The sequence below is a fragment of the Pseudofrankia asymbiotica genome (assembly GCF_001983105.1).
GTDB lineage: Bacteria > Actinomycetota > Actinomycetes > Frankiales > Frankiaceae > Pseudofrankia > Pseudofrankia asymbiotica.
On record NZ_MOMC01000077.1, the window covers coordinates 1 to 18,823 of the forward strand.

6 protein-coding genes are annotated in these 18,823 nt (G+C 70.8%); 1 reads left to right on the forward strand and 5 read right to left on the reverse strand.

All coding sequences use genetic code 11. From position 1 onward, the window contains the following. The 5 genes from BL253_RS32035 to BL253_RS32055 form a co-directional block, all read right to left on the reverse strand. Positions 1-1,203, reverse strand: a 1,203-nt coding sequence (locus BL253_RS32035) for an AIPR family protein (RefSeq protein ID WP_198946486.1), incomplete at its 3' end; no start/stop codon positions are given. A 79-nt stretch (positions 1,204-1,282) separates the two neighbouring features. Beyond that, positions 1,283-2,782, reverse strand: a complete 1,500-nt coding sequence (locus BL253_RS32040; RefSeq protein ID WP_076821099.1) for a class I SAM-dependent DNA methyltransferase — start codon at positions 2,780-2,782, stop codon at positions 1,283-1,285. After that, positions 2,779-4,287 carry a restriction endonuclease subunit S gene (locus BL253_RS41485; RefSeq protein WP_076821100.1) on the reverse strand — a complete coding sequence of 503 codons (1,509 nt, stop codon included), beginning with the start codon at positions 4,285-4,287 and terminating at the stop codon, positions 2,779-2,781. The genes BL253_RS32040 and BL253_RS41485 overlap by 4 nt, the downstream gene beginning before the upstream one ends. Continuing rightward, entirely contained in the window at positions 4,284-7,994 is a 3,711-nt protein-coding gene (locus tag BL253_RS32050; RefSeq protein ID WP_198946487.1) for a DEAD/DEAH box helicase family protein, read from the reverse strand. The genes BL253_RS41485 and BL253_RS32050 overlap by 4 nt, the downstream gene beginning before the upstream one ends. 251 nt (positions 7,995-8,245) lie before the next feature. Further along, complete coding sequence (locus tag BL253_RS32055; protein ID WP_076821102.1) at positions 8,246-17,242, reverse strand: hypothetical protein; 8,997 nt, start codon at positions 17,240-17,242, stop codon at positions 8,246-8,248. Between the two features lie 632 nt (positions 17,243-17,874). On the opposite strand from BL253_RS32055, the gene BL253_RS32060 reads away from it, so the two are divergent. Then, positions 17,875-18,780, forward strand: coding sequence for a type IV toxin-antitoxin system AbiEi family antitoxin domain-containing protein (locus BL253_RS32060; protein ID WP_241835325.1), 906 nt, complete (start codon positions 17,875-17,877; stop codon positions 18,778-18,780). Positions 18,781-18,823 lie beyond the last annotated feature (43 nt).

Below are 18,823 nucleotides of genomic sequence, written 5' to 3' on the forward strand. Positions count from 1 at the left end.
AATCTCACCCCGCTTGATCGTGTAGACCTTCTTCAGGGTCAGCGCGAAGTCGTCCCTGATCTCGGCCTGCACACGGTCCAGGGCAACGAAGTCCCGGAGCTCGACGTCGTTCTGGGTGTTCGTCGCCTGTGTGATCCCGGTCGCGAGCTCCTCCGGGGCGTCGCCCAGCGCGATGATCCGCACGCCTACTACTGCTTCCCGGGCTTTGTCGGGGCTGCGCCGGATCGCCTCCGCGATGGYGGTTACCGTCTGGRCACCGTTGACCACGCTCGCCCCGCTCAGCTGTAGAGTCGCCGAGCTTTGCCRTGAGCTGCGACTGCGGACATYTGCCTCAGCGCTCTCGCATAGGACCGTGATGCCATTGTTGTAGTACCAGAATTTTTCGGGAGCCRTGATCAGAGTCTCGATCACGCCGCTGTTAACGTTAGTGATCCCCAAACCGGTACGGATGTTTCTGCTGAACAGATGGTCTCCGTGCTGCGCATACCAGTCTGCAATCACCTCGGTGCCGACCACGCCAGAGTAGGCACGGTACGGATACTCCAGGAGCATCCATTCGTCCATCGTCACCTTGAGGTCGATAGATGGCTCGGCTATGTCTTTCCGCAACATCTCGACGACGTCGACGGCGAGGCAATACTGGACGTCCARCATCGGACCGGCCCAGTTGAAGGTGTCCTCTGCATCCTTGAAGCACTGCTGCACCTCGGCGGACGGCGGCTGGCTACCGAGGAGTACGACGACGACCGYGATACGCCGGCTCGGATTGTCAAGTACGTCGCGGACCCGCTCGACATGCATCTGGAACCGGTCGTTGAACCGGTCGAACTCCTGCTGCTCGACGAGGTGCAGACCCTGAATCGTCTTGAGCGCCTCGCCGACTCCCAGACCTGCCTCACCGCGGTCGCTCCACTTCGACTGGATCAACCAGAGCCGCGGGACACCGTCAGCAATAGCGATGGCATCAATACCAACGTCCGCTCGGCCGTCGATCACCATGTCGGCGGCCTCGGCGCTGGTACAGCCTGTCCGGTCCCGTGCCACGAGCGCTGCCAGCGCCCGCGAGAGGAATTTCCTTCGCTTCTCGTCGGGCGAGGGATGGGTGACATCGGCCGTGTCGATCATGCCATCGAACTGCGATTCGAGCGCCCTCCTCACCATCGCCACCGTGCTCGAAACCGGACGCCCCGTCTTGCCGCTCATCTCGGTCCAGCCACTCCTCACCAGGGTCCATTGGTGCTGACCAGACTACGGAGAATTACAGCGGAGGAACAGCGCGAGGCTACTCCGCGCGAGTAGCGGCGCGGGCGGCGAGAACGTCGGCCACGGCCGCGAACTCGGCGAGCGCAGACTGTAGCTCATCGACGATTTCGCGGGCGAGGACATCCGGAGGCATTGGCGAGTCGTCGTCGTCAGCGGCCGGGTCGCGGAGCCACGTGATGTCGAGGTTGACCTTGTCGCGGGTGACCAGCTCGTCGTAGCTGAAGGGGCGGAAGCGCTCAGTCTCAGTACGGGTGTCACGAGGCTTCCCGACCTGGTAGCAGGCGACGAAGTCGGCGAGATGCTCGGCGCGCAGCGGATTCTGCTTGAGGGTGAAGCGCTGTCCGACGCGGAAGTCGTACACCCACAGCGTGGATGTCCACGGCTTGCCAGGCCGGGCCTGGCGCTTGTCGAAGAACAGGACGTTCGCCTTCACACCGCCGGCGTAGAAGATCCCGGTCGGCAGGCGGAGCATCGTGTGGACGTCGAACTCGCTGAGTAGCCGCCGCCGGATAGTCTCGCCCGCTCCACCCTCGAACAGGACATTGTCTGGCAGAACGACGGCGGCGCGGCCGGAGACGCCGAGCGCCGAGGCGATGTGCTGGACGAAGTTGAGCTGCTTGTTCGTTGTCGTGACCCAGAAGTCGTGGCGGCTGTAGGAGATGTCCTCCCTGCCGGTGCGGCCGTCCTCACCTATGACCGTGATCGACGATCGCTTGCCGAAGGGCGGGTTCGCAAGGATCACCGACGGGTGGCCGCCGTAGGGCCGGGCGAGCGCGTCCCGCACGTCGATCAACGGCTGGCCGTGAGCGGTGCCGACGCCACGCAGGAAGAGGTTCATCGCCGCAAGGCGCGCCGTGCCCGTCACCAGCTCGGTACCGCAGATCTTCCCGTGGACCAGATCGCGGCGCTGCCCGGGCGTCAGTTCGGCGCCGTGATGGTGCAACAGGTAGTCGTACGCGCCGAGCAGGAAGCCGCCAGTACCACAAGCTGGGTCGTAGACGGTGTCGTCCGGACCAGGTTGGACGCATTCGACCATCGCCGCGATCAGCGCCCGGGGCGTGAAGTACTGCCCGGCCCCCGACTTGATGTCCTCCGCGCTCTTCGCGAGCAGCTCCTCGTAGGCATCACCTTTGACGTCAGTCGTCGCCCCGGACCACCGCTCCCTGTCGATCAGCTCGACGACGAGCCGCCGGAGCTTGGCAGGATCCTGGATCTTGTTCTGCGCCCTACGGAAGATCATCCCGAGCGTACCCGGCTCCGTACCCAACGAGACGAGGATGTCACGGTAGGCGTTCTCAAGATCCTGGCCCTGGCTGTCAAGTAGCGTCTGCCAGCAGTCACCAACCGGTCGCAACGCAAGATCGGGACGCAGACTCCGATGCGACCGCTCGTGCGCCATCTTCAGAAACAGCAGATAGGTGAGTTGCTCGACGTAGTCGATGGTCGAGACCCCGTCGTCGCGGAGCACGTCACAGTAGTCCCATAGTTTCGCGACCAGCTGCCGCGAGGTCGTACTCACTCCGCCACCTCATCCATCCCAGGCAGGGGAGCGGCCACCCCTGTCGGCACACCCTTCAACGCCGGCAGCGACGGCGATTCGGCGATGAGAACCCCAACGGCGCCCGGAGCCACGCGGCGCGGGTGGCGCCTTCCGGGTGGCCCGGAGACGGCCAGTTCGGCCCTGATCCGAGCCAGCGCCTCGGACGCAGGCTCGTCGAGGGAATCCTGCTCGGTCAGCAGCCCCGTGAATGCCGCGCCCAGCAACCGTTTTTTGAGCCGCGCCGCACGCTGAGCTGCCTGGTCAATCGAGATACCGAGGCGGCGTGCACTGTCCAGATCCTCGGCAAGGAGACTGGCGATCTCGGACTGCCGTGCCGAGTCCGGAATGTTGATGCGGACCGACAGCAGGTTCTCCTGCGAAATGTTGCGCATGGACTCCTTCGTCCCAGTCGACAACGCCGTGACCTGGCGCCGCACGGCACGCGACAGGAGCACCTGCAGCAACCACTCCCGATCGATGCCGGCCCGTGGGACGAGTCGAAGACTCTTGTCGCTCAGGAGAAGCTTCGGCCGGGTCRTGCGGACCAGAACCGGAGCGCCGACGTACTCGGGCGTGTTGGCCCTGCTCACCAAGATGTCACCTGACTTGATCTCAAAACGCGGGTCGACCGCACGGGTCGACGGCGCCGCCTTGTTCTCCTCCTCACGGAATTGGCCCCAGGTCATCGCACTGACCTTGATTACGCCCCACTCGTCCGCCCGAGCCGGCCTAGGTTCACATCTGAACGATCTCCCCGCATGCATCTCGGCCACGACATCACCCAGAGTGGCCGCCTGCGCATCTGGGGCGTCAAGACCGGCGGCTCGGGCTGAGTGTCCAAATCGGCGGAGCACCCCACGGGCACGAGAGAGCGACAAACCTGCAGAAGTCAGCCGAGCCAGCTGTTCGTCGAGCGCAGCCACGAGGCGGCGCTGCTCAGCGAGCGGTGGTATTGGCACTGGCAGAAGCCGAATCCTGGACAGGCTGATAGAGGCGAGATTCACACTCTGCTTGCCGTTTCTTTCACACCAGACCTGGCCGAACTCGTTAATATGCCACGCCAGAAGCCGCGGATCCAGTATGCCGCCGAGAACGCGAGCCCGGAAGACATGATTCTGGTGAATGCAGTTCTCGATCTGTCCTTCCCATATCCACCCGCGTCCGAGCTTGTCAYGGTCGCCACCCTCGTTGAGAAGAACATCCCCTGGTCGGAGCGCCAGTTCTTCAACCTTGGCAGACGGTACTCGAATCGTCGCAACATTCGAGAGATCAAGATATCCACGTTGGACGTTCGCAACTCGCAGATAGGGAACTGAGGGAGTCAAAATATCGGCCTGTTTCTTACTGTCCTTCGTGATGCCGCCGACAACATCCGCTATCTCACCGAGGCGGGTCCACGCCCAAGTGGTTGGGAGGTCTGGCAGATAGCCGTCGTCGGTGTCGGCGGGGCTGATCCGGATAGGACCGACAGCTCTCGCGCTCATCCGGCACTGCGTGTGAGAAAGCCGCGGATATCCATGAGCATGGTTTCGGCATGGTCACCGAAGGCGGCGGCGAAGCCGTCGAGGCCGCCGCGTTCGGTGAAGGGAGGCTCGTCGACGTCGTCGAGGGTGACGCCGGCACTCGTGGCGACGATGTCGCGGATACGTTCGAGCCACCAGAGCTGGTCGGGGCGGAACGTGACGCCGTTCTGCTCCTGCCGCAGGAGCCAGTTCTGGAACCGATCCACGATGAGGGCACGGTGGGGCCGAGGTTCGTCGTCGACCTTGAGCTCATAGCGGATGAGGCCAAGCAGATCCAGCACGCCAGCCTTGCCGCCAGGATGGGCGGATGCCTTACCGAGCTTGGCGTAGGCGTCCCAGAGGCCATCTGGCGTCCAGTGGCGGGGCGCGGTGCCGATGTTCGCAGCGAGGTCGGTCAGCAGGGCGTACGCGGAGCGTTCGCCGGTGCCCTTCTCATACGCGGCCTGGATCAGCTCGATCTCCTCCCGATGGTCACGCAGGTAGGCGGACCAGTCTTCCACCTTCCTGCGGGCGATCTCCTCGGGGGGCACGCCACGCGCCTCCAACAACGTGTCCTCGTTCTGGTCGTCCGTGACGATGTCGTACTGCCGGCGGATGTCGACGAGCCGACGGCGCAGCTGCGGGTTCTCCGCGAGCGGGCGGACCGCGTCGACGACCAACGCCCGCACAGCTTCATCGCCGCTGGCAGCCGCGTCGTTGTAGGTGTCGGGGTCTGCGACACGGGCGAGCCGACCGACGAGCGCGGTGAGTGGCTGGTCTGCGAGCCGCGCCAGCTCGGCCCGATCCGTTTCGTTGATCTGCTGGTTGAGTCGGGCGAGTCGGGACGCGAGTGTCGAGGTCTCGTCGGCACTGATCGTGCCGGCCGCGGCACGGTCGAGCAGCTGCTGTAGGCTGACCTGCCGCTCCGGGTAGACGCTGAGCGGGGCGGACGCGCCTCCACGGTCGACGTCTATGGCGCCRACAGCGTCAACGATGACGAACCGGTCCTTCGTCGCGTCCGGGGTGACGGTCCGCAGGTCGTCAGCGTCGATGGTGCGGGCGCCGCGGCCCTTCATCTGCTCGAACAGTGCCCAGCTGCGCGGGTTCCGCAGGAACAGCAGGCATTCCAGCGGCTTGACGTCCGTGCCTGTGGCGATCATGTCGACGGTCACCGCGATGCGTAGCTCGGGCGAGTTACGGAAYGCGGCGAGCAGCCTCTCCGCGTCCGACTGCCGATACGTGATCTTTGCGGCGAAGTCATTACCTTGGCCGAAGACTTCACGGGCGGCGTGCACGATCTCTTCGGCGTGGTTGTCGTCGCGCGCGAAGATCAGCGTCTTCGGGACAACGCCCGCCGCACCACGGCCGGGAAAGATCTCCGTGAACAGCTGGTCCCGGAATGTTGTCAGCACAAGGTACAGCTGGTTGATGCTGATGACCGACCGGCCCAGCTGGGCCGGCGTCCAGACCAGGTCGTCGTCGAGCGCCTCCAGGCGTTGTGCCCTGGTCCGCCGGTCCCGGATTGGCACAGTCGTGTTCGCCTCGAGAGTGGCACCGCTTCCAGACAGCTCGGTCCGGATCCGGTAGACGTCGAAGTCGACGTTGACCCCGTCCGCGACCGACTGCTGGTAGGTGTACTCGCTGACGAGGTTTCCGTGAAAGAACCCGAACGTCTGCTTCACCGGGGTCGCGGTCAGCCCGACGAGGAAGGCGTCAAAGTATTCCAGCACCGCCCGCCACCGGCCGTAGATCGACCGGTGACACTCATCGATAATGATCAGGTCGAAGGCCTCGGGCGGAATCGCCGGGTTGTAGGAGAGCGTCTCGACTGGCAACTCGGCGGCGACGACCGAGGCCTCGCCGTTGTCCGACTCGTCGCCCTCGGTGGCGCTGGCCGCCCACTCCTCGTCCTGTGACAGCTCGCCGAGGTCGTCCGCGACGTCCTCGCCACGCAACAGCGCGTACAGGCGCTGAACCGTTGAGATGACCACGTTCGAGGACCCCAGCAGGCCTGCCCGGCCAAGCAGGTCGACGTTGTAGTGATCCGTGAACGCCCGACCATCGCCGGTTGCGGTGAACGAACCGAACTCGTCGCGGGCCTGCCGACCGAGCGTGTTCCGGTCAACAAGGAAAAGCACCCGGCGGGCCTTCGCATACTCCAGAAGCCGGAATGTCGACGTCACCGCCATGTACGTCTTCCCGGCGCCCGTCGCCATCTGGACCAGCGCCCGCGGACGGTCCGCGGCCAGCGAGGCTTCCATTCCCTCGACCGCCCGCACCTGCGGCGCCCGCAGCGAGGCCACGTCGAGCGGGAACACGTGCGGCAACGCCGCCAACCGGCCGCGCAGCGTCGGATGCACGAGCCCCGAGTCGCCCTCCGCGGCCCTGCGCGCCAGCGTCAGCCACTGCCGCAACGTCTCGGGCCGGTGGAACGAGACCACCTGCCGCGACCGCGGACGCGGGTCAAGCCCATCGGTGAACCGGGTCTCCACCGCCGTGGTCACGTATCGGAACCGCAAATCCTCCCGCCCTGCCGCCAGCCGTTGCGCGGCCGTCAGCGTGTTGGCGTAGCGGTCGGCCTGTGCCTCGGCCGTGCTCAGACTCGTCCCCTCGCGCTTCGCCTCGATGACGCCGACAAGGCGGGTGTCGACGTAGAGCAGGTAGTCGGCGGGGCCGCTGGAGGTCCGGTCCTCCCTCACCGCCACGCCCAGGCCGTCGTAGAGGTTTCTCGCCGCCACGTCCTGCACGACCCAACCGGCATCGGCCAGCATCCGGTCGACCTCAAGACGTACCTCTCGCTCGGTCCGCGGCTCCCGGTCCGCCGCCCGCGCGCGGTCGACGAACTCCGCCCGCGCGGCCGCCGTCACCTGTCGCGCGCGATGCACCATGGCCGCATCGACCTGGACATCGAGAGCCCGCGCCAGTCCGGCCGCCTCGGCGGTATCACCCGCGTCGGGCTCATCTGCACCGGCGAGCCGCGCCATACCCGTCCCACCCGGGCCGGCGTCCGGGGTAGGCACGGCGGCCAGTGCATCCACCAGCACGCGCACTGCCGAGGCGTCTTCCGATACCCGGTCCAACCGCGCCAATACCTCCCGATGGGCCCGTTCCTGGGCCTCCATCAGGCTGACGCCACGGTCGAGCCGCAGCAGCATCTGCTCCATCCGCGCGCGCTGATCCGCGAGCTCGGACCGCAGCGCACCAAACTCGTCCGAGCCGACCACGGCACCGACGACCGTCGCCGGGTCCGGCGGCGGAACAAAGGCGTGCGGACTGGCGTCCTGTGTCTGCACCCGGTAGTACCAGCGGCCGAGCCCGTAACAGGTCTCCAGCACCCGCAACGCATCGGCCGGACCACCCTGGTTCTCGTGCGCAGCCTTGTTACCCCGCGAACGGACCAGATGGAAGCCGTCCGCGCGTCCGCGGCTCAGGACGCCGGCCTGCGTAAGCGCGTTGATCCGGACGAACTGCGTCGCCGTGTCCGACACCGGTAGTCCGGTCGAAGCGACAAGCTGCCGAGCGAGGCGCTCCCCGAACAGGCGCGCCTTCATCAGCGACGCCACCGGGTCCGTCCACACATACGACTCGGCCGTTGCTCCGGAGACGACCAGGTCGCGATCCAAGGGAAGGAGATAGCCGAAGTTCGGCGACCTATCCGCCAGCTGTGCGTACCGCCGGTCCACCACCACGCCGATCCGCGCCCCGCTCCCCCATCGGCCGACGGCCCAACTTCGCCGTCCGATCTACGCTCCGTAACCGAAGCGCGATTTCTGGTTAATCATAGCGCGACAGTTCCCAATTCGGGTACGGCACGCCCATGTCTCGCACAGACGTAGCGGCTGGGTTGGGCACATCGCCTACCCATTCGCGGAGTGCTATCGCTGGTCGTCGCGTATCGCGCCCACCCCGCCCTTCAAACTTTCGGGGCCGATTTCCCCCGTCACCCGAGAAGGGCCAGCGCGGCCTCCAGGTACGGGTTCTCGGCGTCGGGCGCCGAGGTCCAGGACGCCGGCCGTGCCTGGTCGGGTGCCGACGCGCCGCTCGGAACCGGCGCCGAGGCCGGCGTCGTCGTCGGGGTCGGGCTCGGGGGCTCCGTCAGTGACGGCGTGGCCGTGGGGGTGGGAGTCGGGGTCGGGGGCGGCGTCGGGCCCTGGGTGTCTGTCGGCGTCGGGGTCGGGGTCGCGGTGGATGTGGGAGTCGGCGTTGGGCCCGGGGTCGCGGTCGGGCTGAGTGTCGCGGTCGGGGTCAGGGTCGGGAGGAGCGTGGAGGTCGGGACGAGCGTCGGGGCTGGGATCGAGGTCGAGGTCGGCACCGGATGCGGTGGGACCGAGGTGGGTCCGGATGCCGGGGGTGGCTGGGGGTTCCCGGGGTGCGGAGCGGTGGACGGCGTCACGGTCGGAGGCGCGGCCGGCGTCGGGGTTGATGACGGGGACGGCGGGCCGGTCGGCGTCGGCGTTCCGGTCGGCGTCGGTGTCGGCGGCACGGACTGTGACGGGGAAGGCGACGGCACGGGGGAAGGCTGGGCGGCCGGCTCCTCAAGTAGCCACCTCTTGAGGAACAGGCTCAGCGTGCGGTCGGCGACCCGTTCCCCCGCGATCCAGCCGACCTCGGCCAGCCCGCCGACGTGGAAGAACCGCCCCGAGGCGTAGCCGTGGACGAGGCTGCGCCCGAGGCCGATCGGCAGGCCGGTGATGAGTGTGCTCGCCGCGCTCTCCCCCGGGCTGGCCCACTGCCACTGGTCGCCGAACACGCTCCCCACCGTCCAGCTGCTCGCGGCCGAGAGAACCGGGTTGAAGACGGCCCCGTACGCGCCGGTGTCATAGGTGAGGCCCCGCCACCGCGGCGCGTACTCGTTGCCGGCGAACTCCGTCTCCCAGTCGTCCCGGGGGATGTGCCGGTTGTAGGGGAAACCGTTGTCGACGTTGCCGAAGCCCTGGCGCCACCTGCCGATGCCGCCGATCTGGTGCAGCGTCGTCGCGCCGGTCCGGAACGCCCCGCCGACCAGCGAGTTCAGCACGGTCTTCTCGACCCATTTCCAGCTGAACGGGTTGTCCTTGTGCTCGCCGCTCATCCCGTTGAACAGCAGCTGGCTGACGAACCGGGCCGGGAAGTCCAGGAGGACGTCCTGCGTGTAGTCCAGGAGCGCCCGGCGCGCGACCAGCAGGCGGCGTGGGATGAACTCGCCGACCAGGCCGTCCCCGGCCCGGTACTGCCGCATGTTGAGATACCGGTTGACCCGGTTCCAGCCGCGGATCTCGTTGAGCGCGCCGCGGTAGTCCATCTCACGGCCGACCAGGTCCCAGTGGCCGTGCGGGGTGGCGACCACGCGTCTGCGCCCCAGCGGGTCACGTTCCCAGACCCGGCCGGAGAGCGTGCGGATGCGCAGCAGCTTGCCCTCCGCGTCGGTCTCCCGCCACTGCCCGTGGAAGGTCTCCGTCTCGCGGAAGCGGCCGGGCTCGAGCTCGACCCGCGACCGGACGGCCTGGCCCTGGTCGAACTCCCGCCAGGTGCCGAAGCCCATCTTCTCGCCGACCGGCCGGCCCACCGGGAGCGGCGGGGGCGCCGGGGCGTGCGCACCCGCCGAAGCCGGCATGCCCGCCGGGGCCGGCGGACCCGCCTGACCGCCCGCCGAGTGCCCGCCGGCAGGCGTGTACTCGAGGACCCTGCCCGCGTCCGACTCGCGCAGCACCCGCTGGCCGTCGGCGCTGAGGTCCTGCCAGACGGGGGCACGCGCCGGGATCCGGTCCGTCCCCGCCACCGGCTCCGACTTCCAGATGGGCTTCCCATGGGCGTCGGTCCCGTGTCGCCACTGCCGGGCCGCCTCGGTGTTGGGCTTCGGGGCGCCGTCGCCGTCGAAGACCTGGGAGCGCCAGCCGGTGCCGTCGTGGAAGCTACGCAGCGTCGTGCCCTGGTCGAGCGCCCGGCTGTCCCGGACGAGGACCCAGAGGTCCTCGTCCCTGCCGCCGGTCCTGACGGTCACCTTGAGGTAGTCCCGGAAGGACTCGTCGAAGTGGTCGGCGTACCGCAGGTTGAAGGGGCCGGTCGGGCGCTTGTTGCGGGCGCTGATCCGCGTCCCGGCGAAGTCCTTCGCGTCGACGGTGACGTCCTGCCCGCCCGCCCGGACCCTCAGCTGGACGCCGTCCTGGTCGATCTTCCAGGCCCAGTGTCCCCGGCTCGGATGGCCGTGGCCGGTGACCGTGACCGTGATCGGGTTGCCGCCGGCGTCCTGGACCCGCCACGCGTCGGTCCGGCCGACCAGCTCGCCGTACGTGTCCCGGGTGACGGAGACGGTGCCTGGGCTGTCGAGGTTGGCCGCGGTGTGCGACGCGCCCTCGGCGAGTCCTCGGTCGTACGCCGGCCGGTGCCCGGGCAGGTAGGTGACGACGTCGCCCGCGTCGCCGAGGGTCTGGCGGACGACGACCCGCGTGCCGTTCTCCGTGACGGTGTCGACCCAGTGCGGCCCGCCGCTCGGGAAGTGGCGCTCCCCGGCCGCCAGCACCGTGCCGCCGGGCGCCGTGCCGTCCAGCTCCTGCCAGTGCAGGTCGCGCGGGCCGGCGTAGACACTCGGGTCGGGGTGTGCCATCCAGCGCGTGCCGCCGGCCTGGCCGACCACCCCCGCGTCGGCGCGGCCGACCTCCAGGCCGTTGCCGTTCTCCAGCCGCCAGGTACCGCGCGCGAAATGGCCGTCGTGGGTGAAGTCGGAGAAGGTGCCGTTCGTCCGGTCCCGGACCGCCCGCACCCCGCTGGCGACCTGGTCGCCCTGGGCGTCGCGCTCGACCCAGCGGAACGCCCGGTAGCGGCTGTCACCGATGTCCCAGCCGGGCGCCGGATCGCCGGGCGCGCCGCGGCGGAGCCGGACGTCGCTCGGCCTGGGGAAGTCGACGTCGCCGATGTCACGACGAGCCCGCCACCAGCCCGGCTCGTCCGCCGGGCCGACCGCGCCCAGGTCCTGCCTGGCCGTCCAGACCTGCCGCGGCGGGCGCAGCTCGGCGTACCGCTGCAGGTCCAGCGCGTGGCCACCGCTCATCGCCTCGCTGCCGCGGGTCAGCTCCCCCTGCGGCGAGAACTGCGTGAAGCGGTCCGTAGGCCGGCCGGTGGCGTCCAGCTCGTGGATCACGTAGTCGAACGCGTCGCGCGGGCGGTGCGCGCCGACGAAGGGGAAATGGCCTTTCCAGAACACGGCCGGGTAGTACCGCTGCGCGACGTCGCCCGTCGCGGCCCGGTCGACCCAGCCACGGCCGTACCGGACCCGCTCGCCCTCGGCGACGAGGCTGTGGTCGGCGCCGAAACGGTGCCAGCCCCACCGGCCGGACACCTCCTGCTCGGCCCGCACCAGGCCGCCGTCGGGCAGGTTCAGATACTCGCGCACCCGCGGGCCGGTCGGCCCGAGCGGGCCCGCCTCGTGGTCCCACCACATGCCGGCCGGTATCTCGTCGTAGGTGCGGAAGCCGCGCCTGGCCTCGAAGTGGTCGAGGCTCCGCCCGGTGTCACGCCACTCGAACCAGTGATGCCGGCCCCTGGCCCTGCCGAAGACCTCCAGCACGTTGCCGTTCGACAGCCGCTCGCGGACATAGGCAGCCGGCCTGTCGCGCGCGAGCGGGTCGACCAGCCGCAGCTCGCCGGACCGGCCCGTCACGACCTCGCCCCGGCCGCCGTAGTCGGGTATCCGGGTCGAGCCGGCGGGGCCGCCGCKGATCGGCTCGTGCCGTTCCCAGGTTCCCTCGCCGTGGTTGATCTCGAGCGTCGCCCCGGGGCGGGCCCCGTCGCGGGCGAACACCGACACCTGCTCGCGGTCCAGCGTCCCGTACGCGTCGTACAGCCGGAAGTCGCCCTGATGCCGGCCGGCGGTGGTCGTGACCCGGACGTGGGTGCCGTCCCACGCCGCCTCGGCCCCGCGGACCTGGACGTACCTCGCGGGCCCGGTCCCGCCCCGCAGGCGCGCGAGCACGTCGACGTCGAGATCACCCGTCGTCGCGTTGCGCGCCGCGCGGATGACCAGGCCTCCGTCCTGCCCGTGGGCCGGGCCCAGCCGGATGTTCTCCAGCCTCGCCGGCTGGCCGTCGGCGCGCAGCACGACCGTCATATCGCCGTTGGTGAGCTTCTGGCCGCCGCCCGAATGGGTCTGGGCATGCCAGGCCGGCGGGGCGGTGTGGGCGCCGGCCCCGGGGCCGCCAGGCCCATGGCCGGGAGGCGGTGCGCCGCCGACGGACCCCAGGTGCTGCTGCTGGGGCTGGTGGTGCCAGCCGGCGCCGCCGGCCGGAGGCTGCGCGGGGGCGGTGGGGTGACTGCCGGCCGTGGGATGGCTGGTGCCGGTCGGCGCGGGGTGACTGGCGCCCGCCGGGGCGGGATGACTGGTGCCGGTCGACGCGGGATGGCTGGTGCCGGTCGGCGCGGGGTGACTACTGCCGGTTGGCGGGGCATGGCTGGCGCTGGTCGGCGCGGGCGAGGGGTGGGCCACCGTGCCGTCGGCGGCGTAGCGGTACGAGGTGCCGTCGGCGCGGGTGATCGTGCCGCCGCGCTCGGTGGCGACGTGGGCCAGGCCCTCCTCGACGGTGCCGTCCGCGTGGCGGAGGGTCGCCGTGCCGGCGGCATGGTCGACGGTGAGGTGGGCGTAGAGGTGGTGGCCAGGGTCCTGGAGGAACCTCCCGCTGCCCGTCAGCCGGCCGGCGCCGTCGAACTCACGGAAGTCGGCGATACGGGGGCCCGACCCGTCCAGTAGCACGACGTCCTCGAAACCGGTCACGCCGGCGAGATCGTCCGTGGTCAGCGCCGTGACGCGGACGCCGTCGCCCTCGATCTCCTCGAAGGCGCCCCGATAGACGTCCCGAGCCCCTGGATCGATGATCCGCCCGAGCCGGCCCTCGGCCGCGGTGGTGACCGTCAGGTGACGCCCATCCGCCAGGAAGCGCGCCTCCACGCCCCCCCAGGTCACCGGCGAGGCCGCGAGCGCGCGCGGCGGCCTGGAGGGCCAGGCGTGGACCATCCGTTTGTGCCGGGTGACCTGCACCCAGTGGGTGAGCTCGCCGGTGTTGCCGCGGACGCCGACGGGTCCGCCCTCGATGAGGACCCGGGCCTTGTTGCCGACCCACAGGCCGGCGGCGTCCGCGTAGGCCGCGGCGTCGAGCGTGACCTTCTCGGCCGCGACATGGCGCAGGAAGAGACTCTTGAGCTCCGGGCCCGGGGCGTTCGCGAGGTGCGGCGCCATCTTCGCCGGGCTGACGGTGTACGCGCCGTTGGTCCAGTGCCCCTCCGGGCTCATGCGCGGCACGGGCAGGCTGTGGCTGAACGTGGTGAGGGCGACCGGCGCCTGGGCGCCGTCGGCGAAGACGAGCTGGTAGCCGCCGCCCGGACCGGCGGCGAGCCGGAGGTCGCCGGTGACACCGGTGACGTCGCCGTCGGCGTGGTGCCAGACCGCGGAAGCGTCGGCCGCGACCTCGACGTGCCCAAGCGGCGTGCCGTCCGCGGCGGCGTGGGTGATATGGGCCTCGGTGAGCGTCCCGCCGGCGTCGAAGGAGAGACGCGTGCCGTCGGGCCGGTGGAGGTGGAACCCGCCGTCGCCGTGCGGGGTGTAGCGCAGGTCGCTGCTGACGGCTTTGCCGTTCGGCTCGAACCAGGTGGTCGTCCCGTCGGACCTGATCCGGGTACGGCCGAGGGCGTCCCCGTTCTCGAGGGTGTGACGCAGGTTCGCGTGCAGGATCCTGCCGTCGGCGTCGAGCCTCATCCGGTTGCGGCCCGCGGTGAGGGTCACCGATCCGTCGGCGTCGTGCGTGACCTTCCAGGGGCGGGGGTGGCCGGCGATCCGGGCGGTGCCGTCGGCGTGCAGGAGCACGTCGAACGCCGGGTCACCGCCCACCGACGCCACCAGCCGGCGTGGCTGGGCCGTGCCGCCGCCACCGGGCACACCTTCGGAGGGATCCGGCGCCGAGGAGGGCACCGGGCGCGGTGGCTCGCCGGGCGGCTTCTGCCCACCACCCCCCGAGCCCGCCTGGGGCCGTTCGCCCGCGGGCGGCTCCGTGACGGCGGAGTGCTCGGCGCCGCCGGGCGACCCGGCGGGGCCTTCGGTCATTCCGGGGGGCGGGTCGGCGCGCGCGGCGGTGCGGGCGGAGGGCGCCTCCGCGGCGCCGCGGGCGGCCGGCACGTCCGCGGCGGTATGGGCCGCCCGCACGTCCGCGGCGGTCGCGGCCCGTGCCGCGTCGCCGCCCGCGGCCGGGCCTGGCGTCGTCAGCTCGGCGTGGGCGTGGGCCAGGCGCGTCTCGGCCGCGTGACGGTCGACCATCGCCGTGATCATCGCGTCTGGGTCATGCGCACCGGCGACCAACGCGGAGTCGAAGGCGGCGTCCGCCCGCGCCAGCTCCTCGGCGGCCTGCAGGTGGGCCGTCGCCGCGTTCACCGGCCCGCCCCGCTCGCCGGCCCCCGCGCCCTGCCGCGCCCAGTGCGGCTGCCGCGGCTGCTCATGCCAACCGGCCCGGCCATCGGACGCCGACGCCCCCGCGCCCGCGCCTACCAGCGGCCGCTCCGACGTGCCGGCCCCGGCCGGCGACCGGAACTCGGGCCGGACGGGCACGCCGACACCGTCCGTCGACGCCGTGGCGGCGGCTGGCCGCGCGCCGTGGCTCTGGGCGGCGACGCCGGCGGCCTCCGGGCGGCGCGCGGCCTCGTCAAGACCGGCCCCGCCGTGGCCCGCGCTGGCCGCGTCGACCGGGTGCCGGGTGCCGGCCGGCCCGGTCTCGGCGAGCAGGTCGGAGGTGTCCGGCGTGTGCGGAGCCGGCTCCGCGAGCCCCCCGTCCGCCGCCGACGATGTGCCATGCGCCCGGGCCGGCGTCTCGTCACCCGCGTGGAGACCCGCGCGGACTCGATCCGGCGCGGTGGCCGTTCGGCCGGCGCCGTCGGGCAGGCCTCCCAGGTCGTGGGTGGCCCCGGGGCCGATCCGCACCTCCGCGCCGTCGAAGGCCAGGTCCCGGCCCGTCGCGGCGGCGGGAGCTGACGAGGCCGCGCGGGCCTCGGCCGGCAGCCTGGGCCCCGCGTCGAGCGGGGCCGTGCGCGCCGCGTCGAGCGGGGCAGCACGGGACGCGCCGGGCGCGCCCGCATGGGGCGTGTCGAGCGCGGCCCGCGCGCCGGGCGTCGACACGGCCGCGTCGGCGCCGGTGGCCCGGGCGACGGGCGCGGCGGTCTCGGCGCGGGAGAAGTCGATCGCGAAGGTGTCGCCGCCGGTGCGCAGGGCGGTGACGTGTTCCGCGTTCGTGATGAGCTTGTGCTCCAGCGGTCCGAAATCCGCGAGCGCCTCCCCGAGGCGCCTCGCGGCGTGCACCTGCCCGAGCATGTCCACCGCGTGCGTGGGTGCTACATGCGCCGATCCGAGCACCGCCGTGCCGCCCGCGGAAAGTGACACACGCCCCGTGGCCCCGAGCGCGCCGGTGTCGACGGACGCCCGCGCGCCGGCATGGCTCATCGGGCTCGCGAGCTGGTTCGCCGCGTCCGCGACGCCGTGCGGAAGGATCACGCCGGACGCGCTCGTCGCGTGAGCCGCGGACGCTCCGGCCGGTTCGAACAGCGTCAGCGCGCCCGGGTCGAGGAGCACGCCGCGGCCATACCCGAGCCCGGATCCCGCCGCGCGCCCGCCGACGACCGGAAATGCCCGGTCCATCCCGGCGCCCGTGTGCAGGCCGACCGGGGAATGGGTCCCGAACAGCGCGTCGCCGAGATGCGCACCCGCATGGGTACCGGCCGCGGCGGCCCCGGTGACGTAGTCGGCCAGACCCAGGTACCTCGGTATCTGGAAGCCGCGGCCCAGGATGGCGAGGTCGTGAGCGCCCCAGATGCCGAGAACCCCGATCTCGTTGGCTTCGAGCGGTGTGAAGACCCGTAGCCATTTCAGGTCGTGGAACTGGTTGGCGAAGCCGGCTTTCGTGCTCTGCCATGGATGCAGCGCCCTGAGCTGGGCGAGCTGTCTGGCGGTGCCGGCCTTCAGGCCCTGCCAGGGGTGCAGCGCGGTCAGCGTCTGCCAGGGGTGCAGGGCCATCAGCGTCTTCGGCAGCTCGACGAGGGTGACGAAGCCGCGCAGGGCGAGCACCCAGGAGGCGTCGGCCGCCTTGCCGAGCACGGCGACGACGTCCCACGCCCTGCCCATCACGATCGGCAGCGTCATCGCCCGGGAGAAGTCCCAGGCGGTGATGGCCACCTTGCCCGCGCCCTTCACCAGCCCCAGCACACCCTCGCCGAGGGCCTTCCAGGTCTTGAGCGCCATCAGCGGCTTCGTCGTCGGCGCCACCGCCATCAGCAGGCCGAACAGCAGACCCCAGCCGTCCGTCTTGCCGGTGGCGTAGTCGACGACGGCCTTGACGGCGAGCACGGCGTTGAGCGCGAACGCGAGCAGGCCCAGCGGGCCGCCGACGACGATCGCGACCAGCGTGATGACGATCGCGACCTCGTTGAACGCGTCCCAGAACTGCTCACAGCCCGTCTTCGGCGAGACGATCGCCCGCGCGGCCGCCCGGATCGTCTCCGTCGCCGCCTTGGCCGCCCTACCCAGATCCGCCTGCGCGTTGACGGCGTCCGTACGCAGCCCCGCCAGCGCCGGATCATCCGGCGCCAGCCCCTCGGCCCGCGCATGCGCCGCGTCCGCCCGACCCTGCGCGTCCCGCATCGCCCGGACATAACCACGAACAGCCGGCTCCGCCTGCTCGAACGCACTGTGCACACCGGCGATGAAATTGCGGATAGCCCCGTTGACCGTGTCCCGCAGATAATCCGCGGTCTTACCGACGAACGCCCCGTCACCCGTACTGGCGACCACCGCGGTCAGCTCGTCATGAACCCTCGACGCCTGCCAGCGCATCTCCCACATGAAGTCCGCGACGCCCACCAGCGCGTCCGGATCACCCGGCGTCGGATCCGCGTCCAGGCGCAGCCGCGACCAGTCGGTCGGCCGACCACCCACCCGCGCCTCCCCGCCGCGTCGCCGCCCGGCCCCCTCGCGTTCACCACGAGGTTGACAGACGTTCCGCTACGGTCAACGCGGCCGAGCCGGCCGGGGTTCATTCTTCGGCCAGCGTGGGTTCACTTTTGGGCCAAGGTTTCACCTTGGTGACGTCGGCGCGTCGGACGGGTGACGGGACACCACCGGATCGGACCAGGGCGCGTCGGCGGATTTCGCCCCCCCTCGCTCCTCCCAGAGAACGGTCGGCAGGGGGTCGGGGAGTGTCGGACGAGTGGTGCGAGCCGGGGTGATCGTCGATCGCGGAGGTAGATCAGAGGACCCCAGTCCCACCTGCCTCCACGCGTCCGCGCGGTGGGTTTCGCGCGGCGTCTCCCTCATCCCTGGACACTCCCGCCGCGCACCCAGGTGATCGCCGGTTGTGCCCTCCCGTGGTCGTGTCGGGACCGGATCTACGACCACCGCAGGGCCCAATCGCCGATCAAGAACGGTTGCGGGCTGTCCACAGAGGCGCCGGAGCTGTCGCGGTGGGTGCTGTGGGCGAGTCGGGTGTGGTGGTGCGGGGTGGCGGTGGCATGGGAGGTGGTGGTGTGGAGGGTGGTGGGGAAGGTCGGCCGGTTCGGAGGTATTCGGGGGTGGCGGCGGCGCTGCGGGTAGCCGGGTGGCAGGACGGCATGATCACCTATGAGCAGGCGCTGGGCGCGGGGCTGACGCGAGGCCAGGTGCGGCAGCTCGTGCGGGCTGGTGCCTGGTCCCGGCCGTTCCCGGGCACGTATCTTGTCGCGGGCGCCGACCCGTTCTTCGGTCGGGTGCACGCGGCGCTGGTCCGTCGGCCAGAAGCCGTCGTATGCGGCATCACCGCCGCGAGGCTGCTCGACCTGCGTGCGCTTCCTCCGCTGTCCCCCTCGGAACCGATACATCTTCTCATCACCGGATCTGTGGCGCGGACCGTTGCCCCAGGCATCGTTCTGCACTCGGGTTCTCCCGCGGACACGCAGGTCTGGCGGCGCCGCGGGCTTCCGCTCACGTCGGTGGCGCGCACGCTCGCCGATCTTGTCCTCGCCTGGAATAGGCCGGAGGCGGTCGCGCTGCTGGACGCCGCCACACATGATCACAGGTTCCGCCAGGTGACGGAGGTGGCGGCGCACCTGTTGGGTCGACATGGCGCGGCAGCCCGATTCCGATGGCTCGCGGAGGTCGACGCCCGCGCGGAGTCCGCGCTCGAAAGCCACCTGCGCCTTCTTCTGCGTGACCATGGGCTCAGGCCGCCCATGGTGCAACATGCMATCACCGACGAGAGCGGGCGGTTCGTCGCTCGCGCGGATCTTGCCTATCCGGCACATCGACTGCTCGTCGAGGCGGACGGTGCCGCGTTCCACGGTGACCACGCCGGCGACCCGCGGCCGCTACACCACGACCGCGAACGTCAGAACGCCCTGTCCCGCCTGGGTTGGACGATCCTGCKCTTCACCTGGTCGGACGTCCTGACCCGCCCCGACCAGGTCGCCGCCGTCGTCCGTCACACCCTGGCCCGGTCATGATCGGCGTTAGGGCCCTGTGGTGGTCGCGATCGAGCCCCGCGCA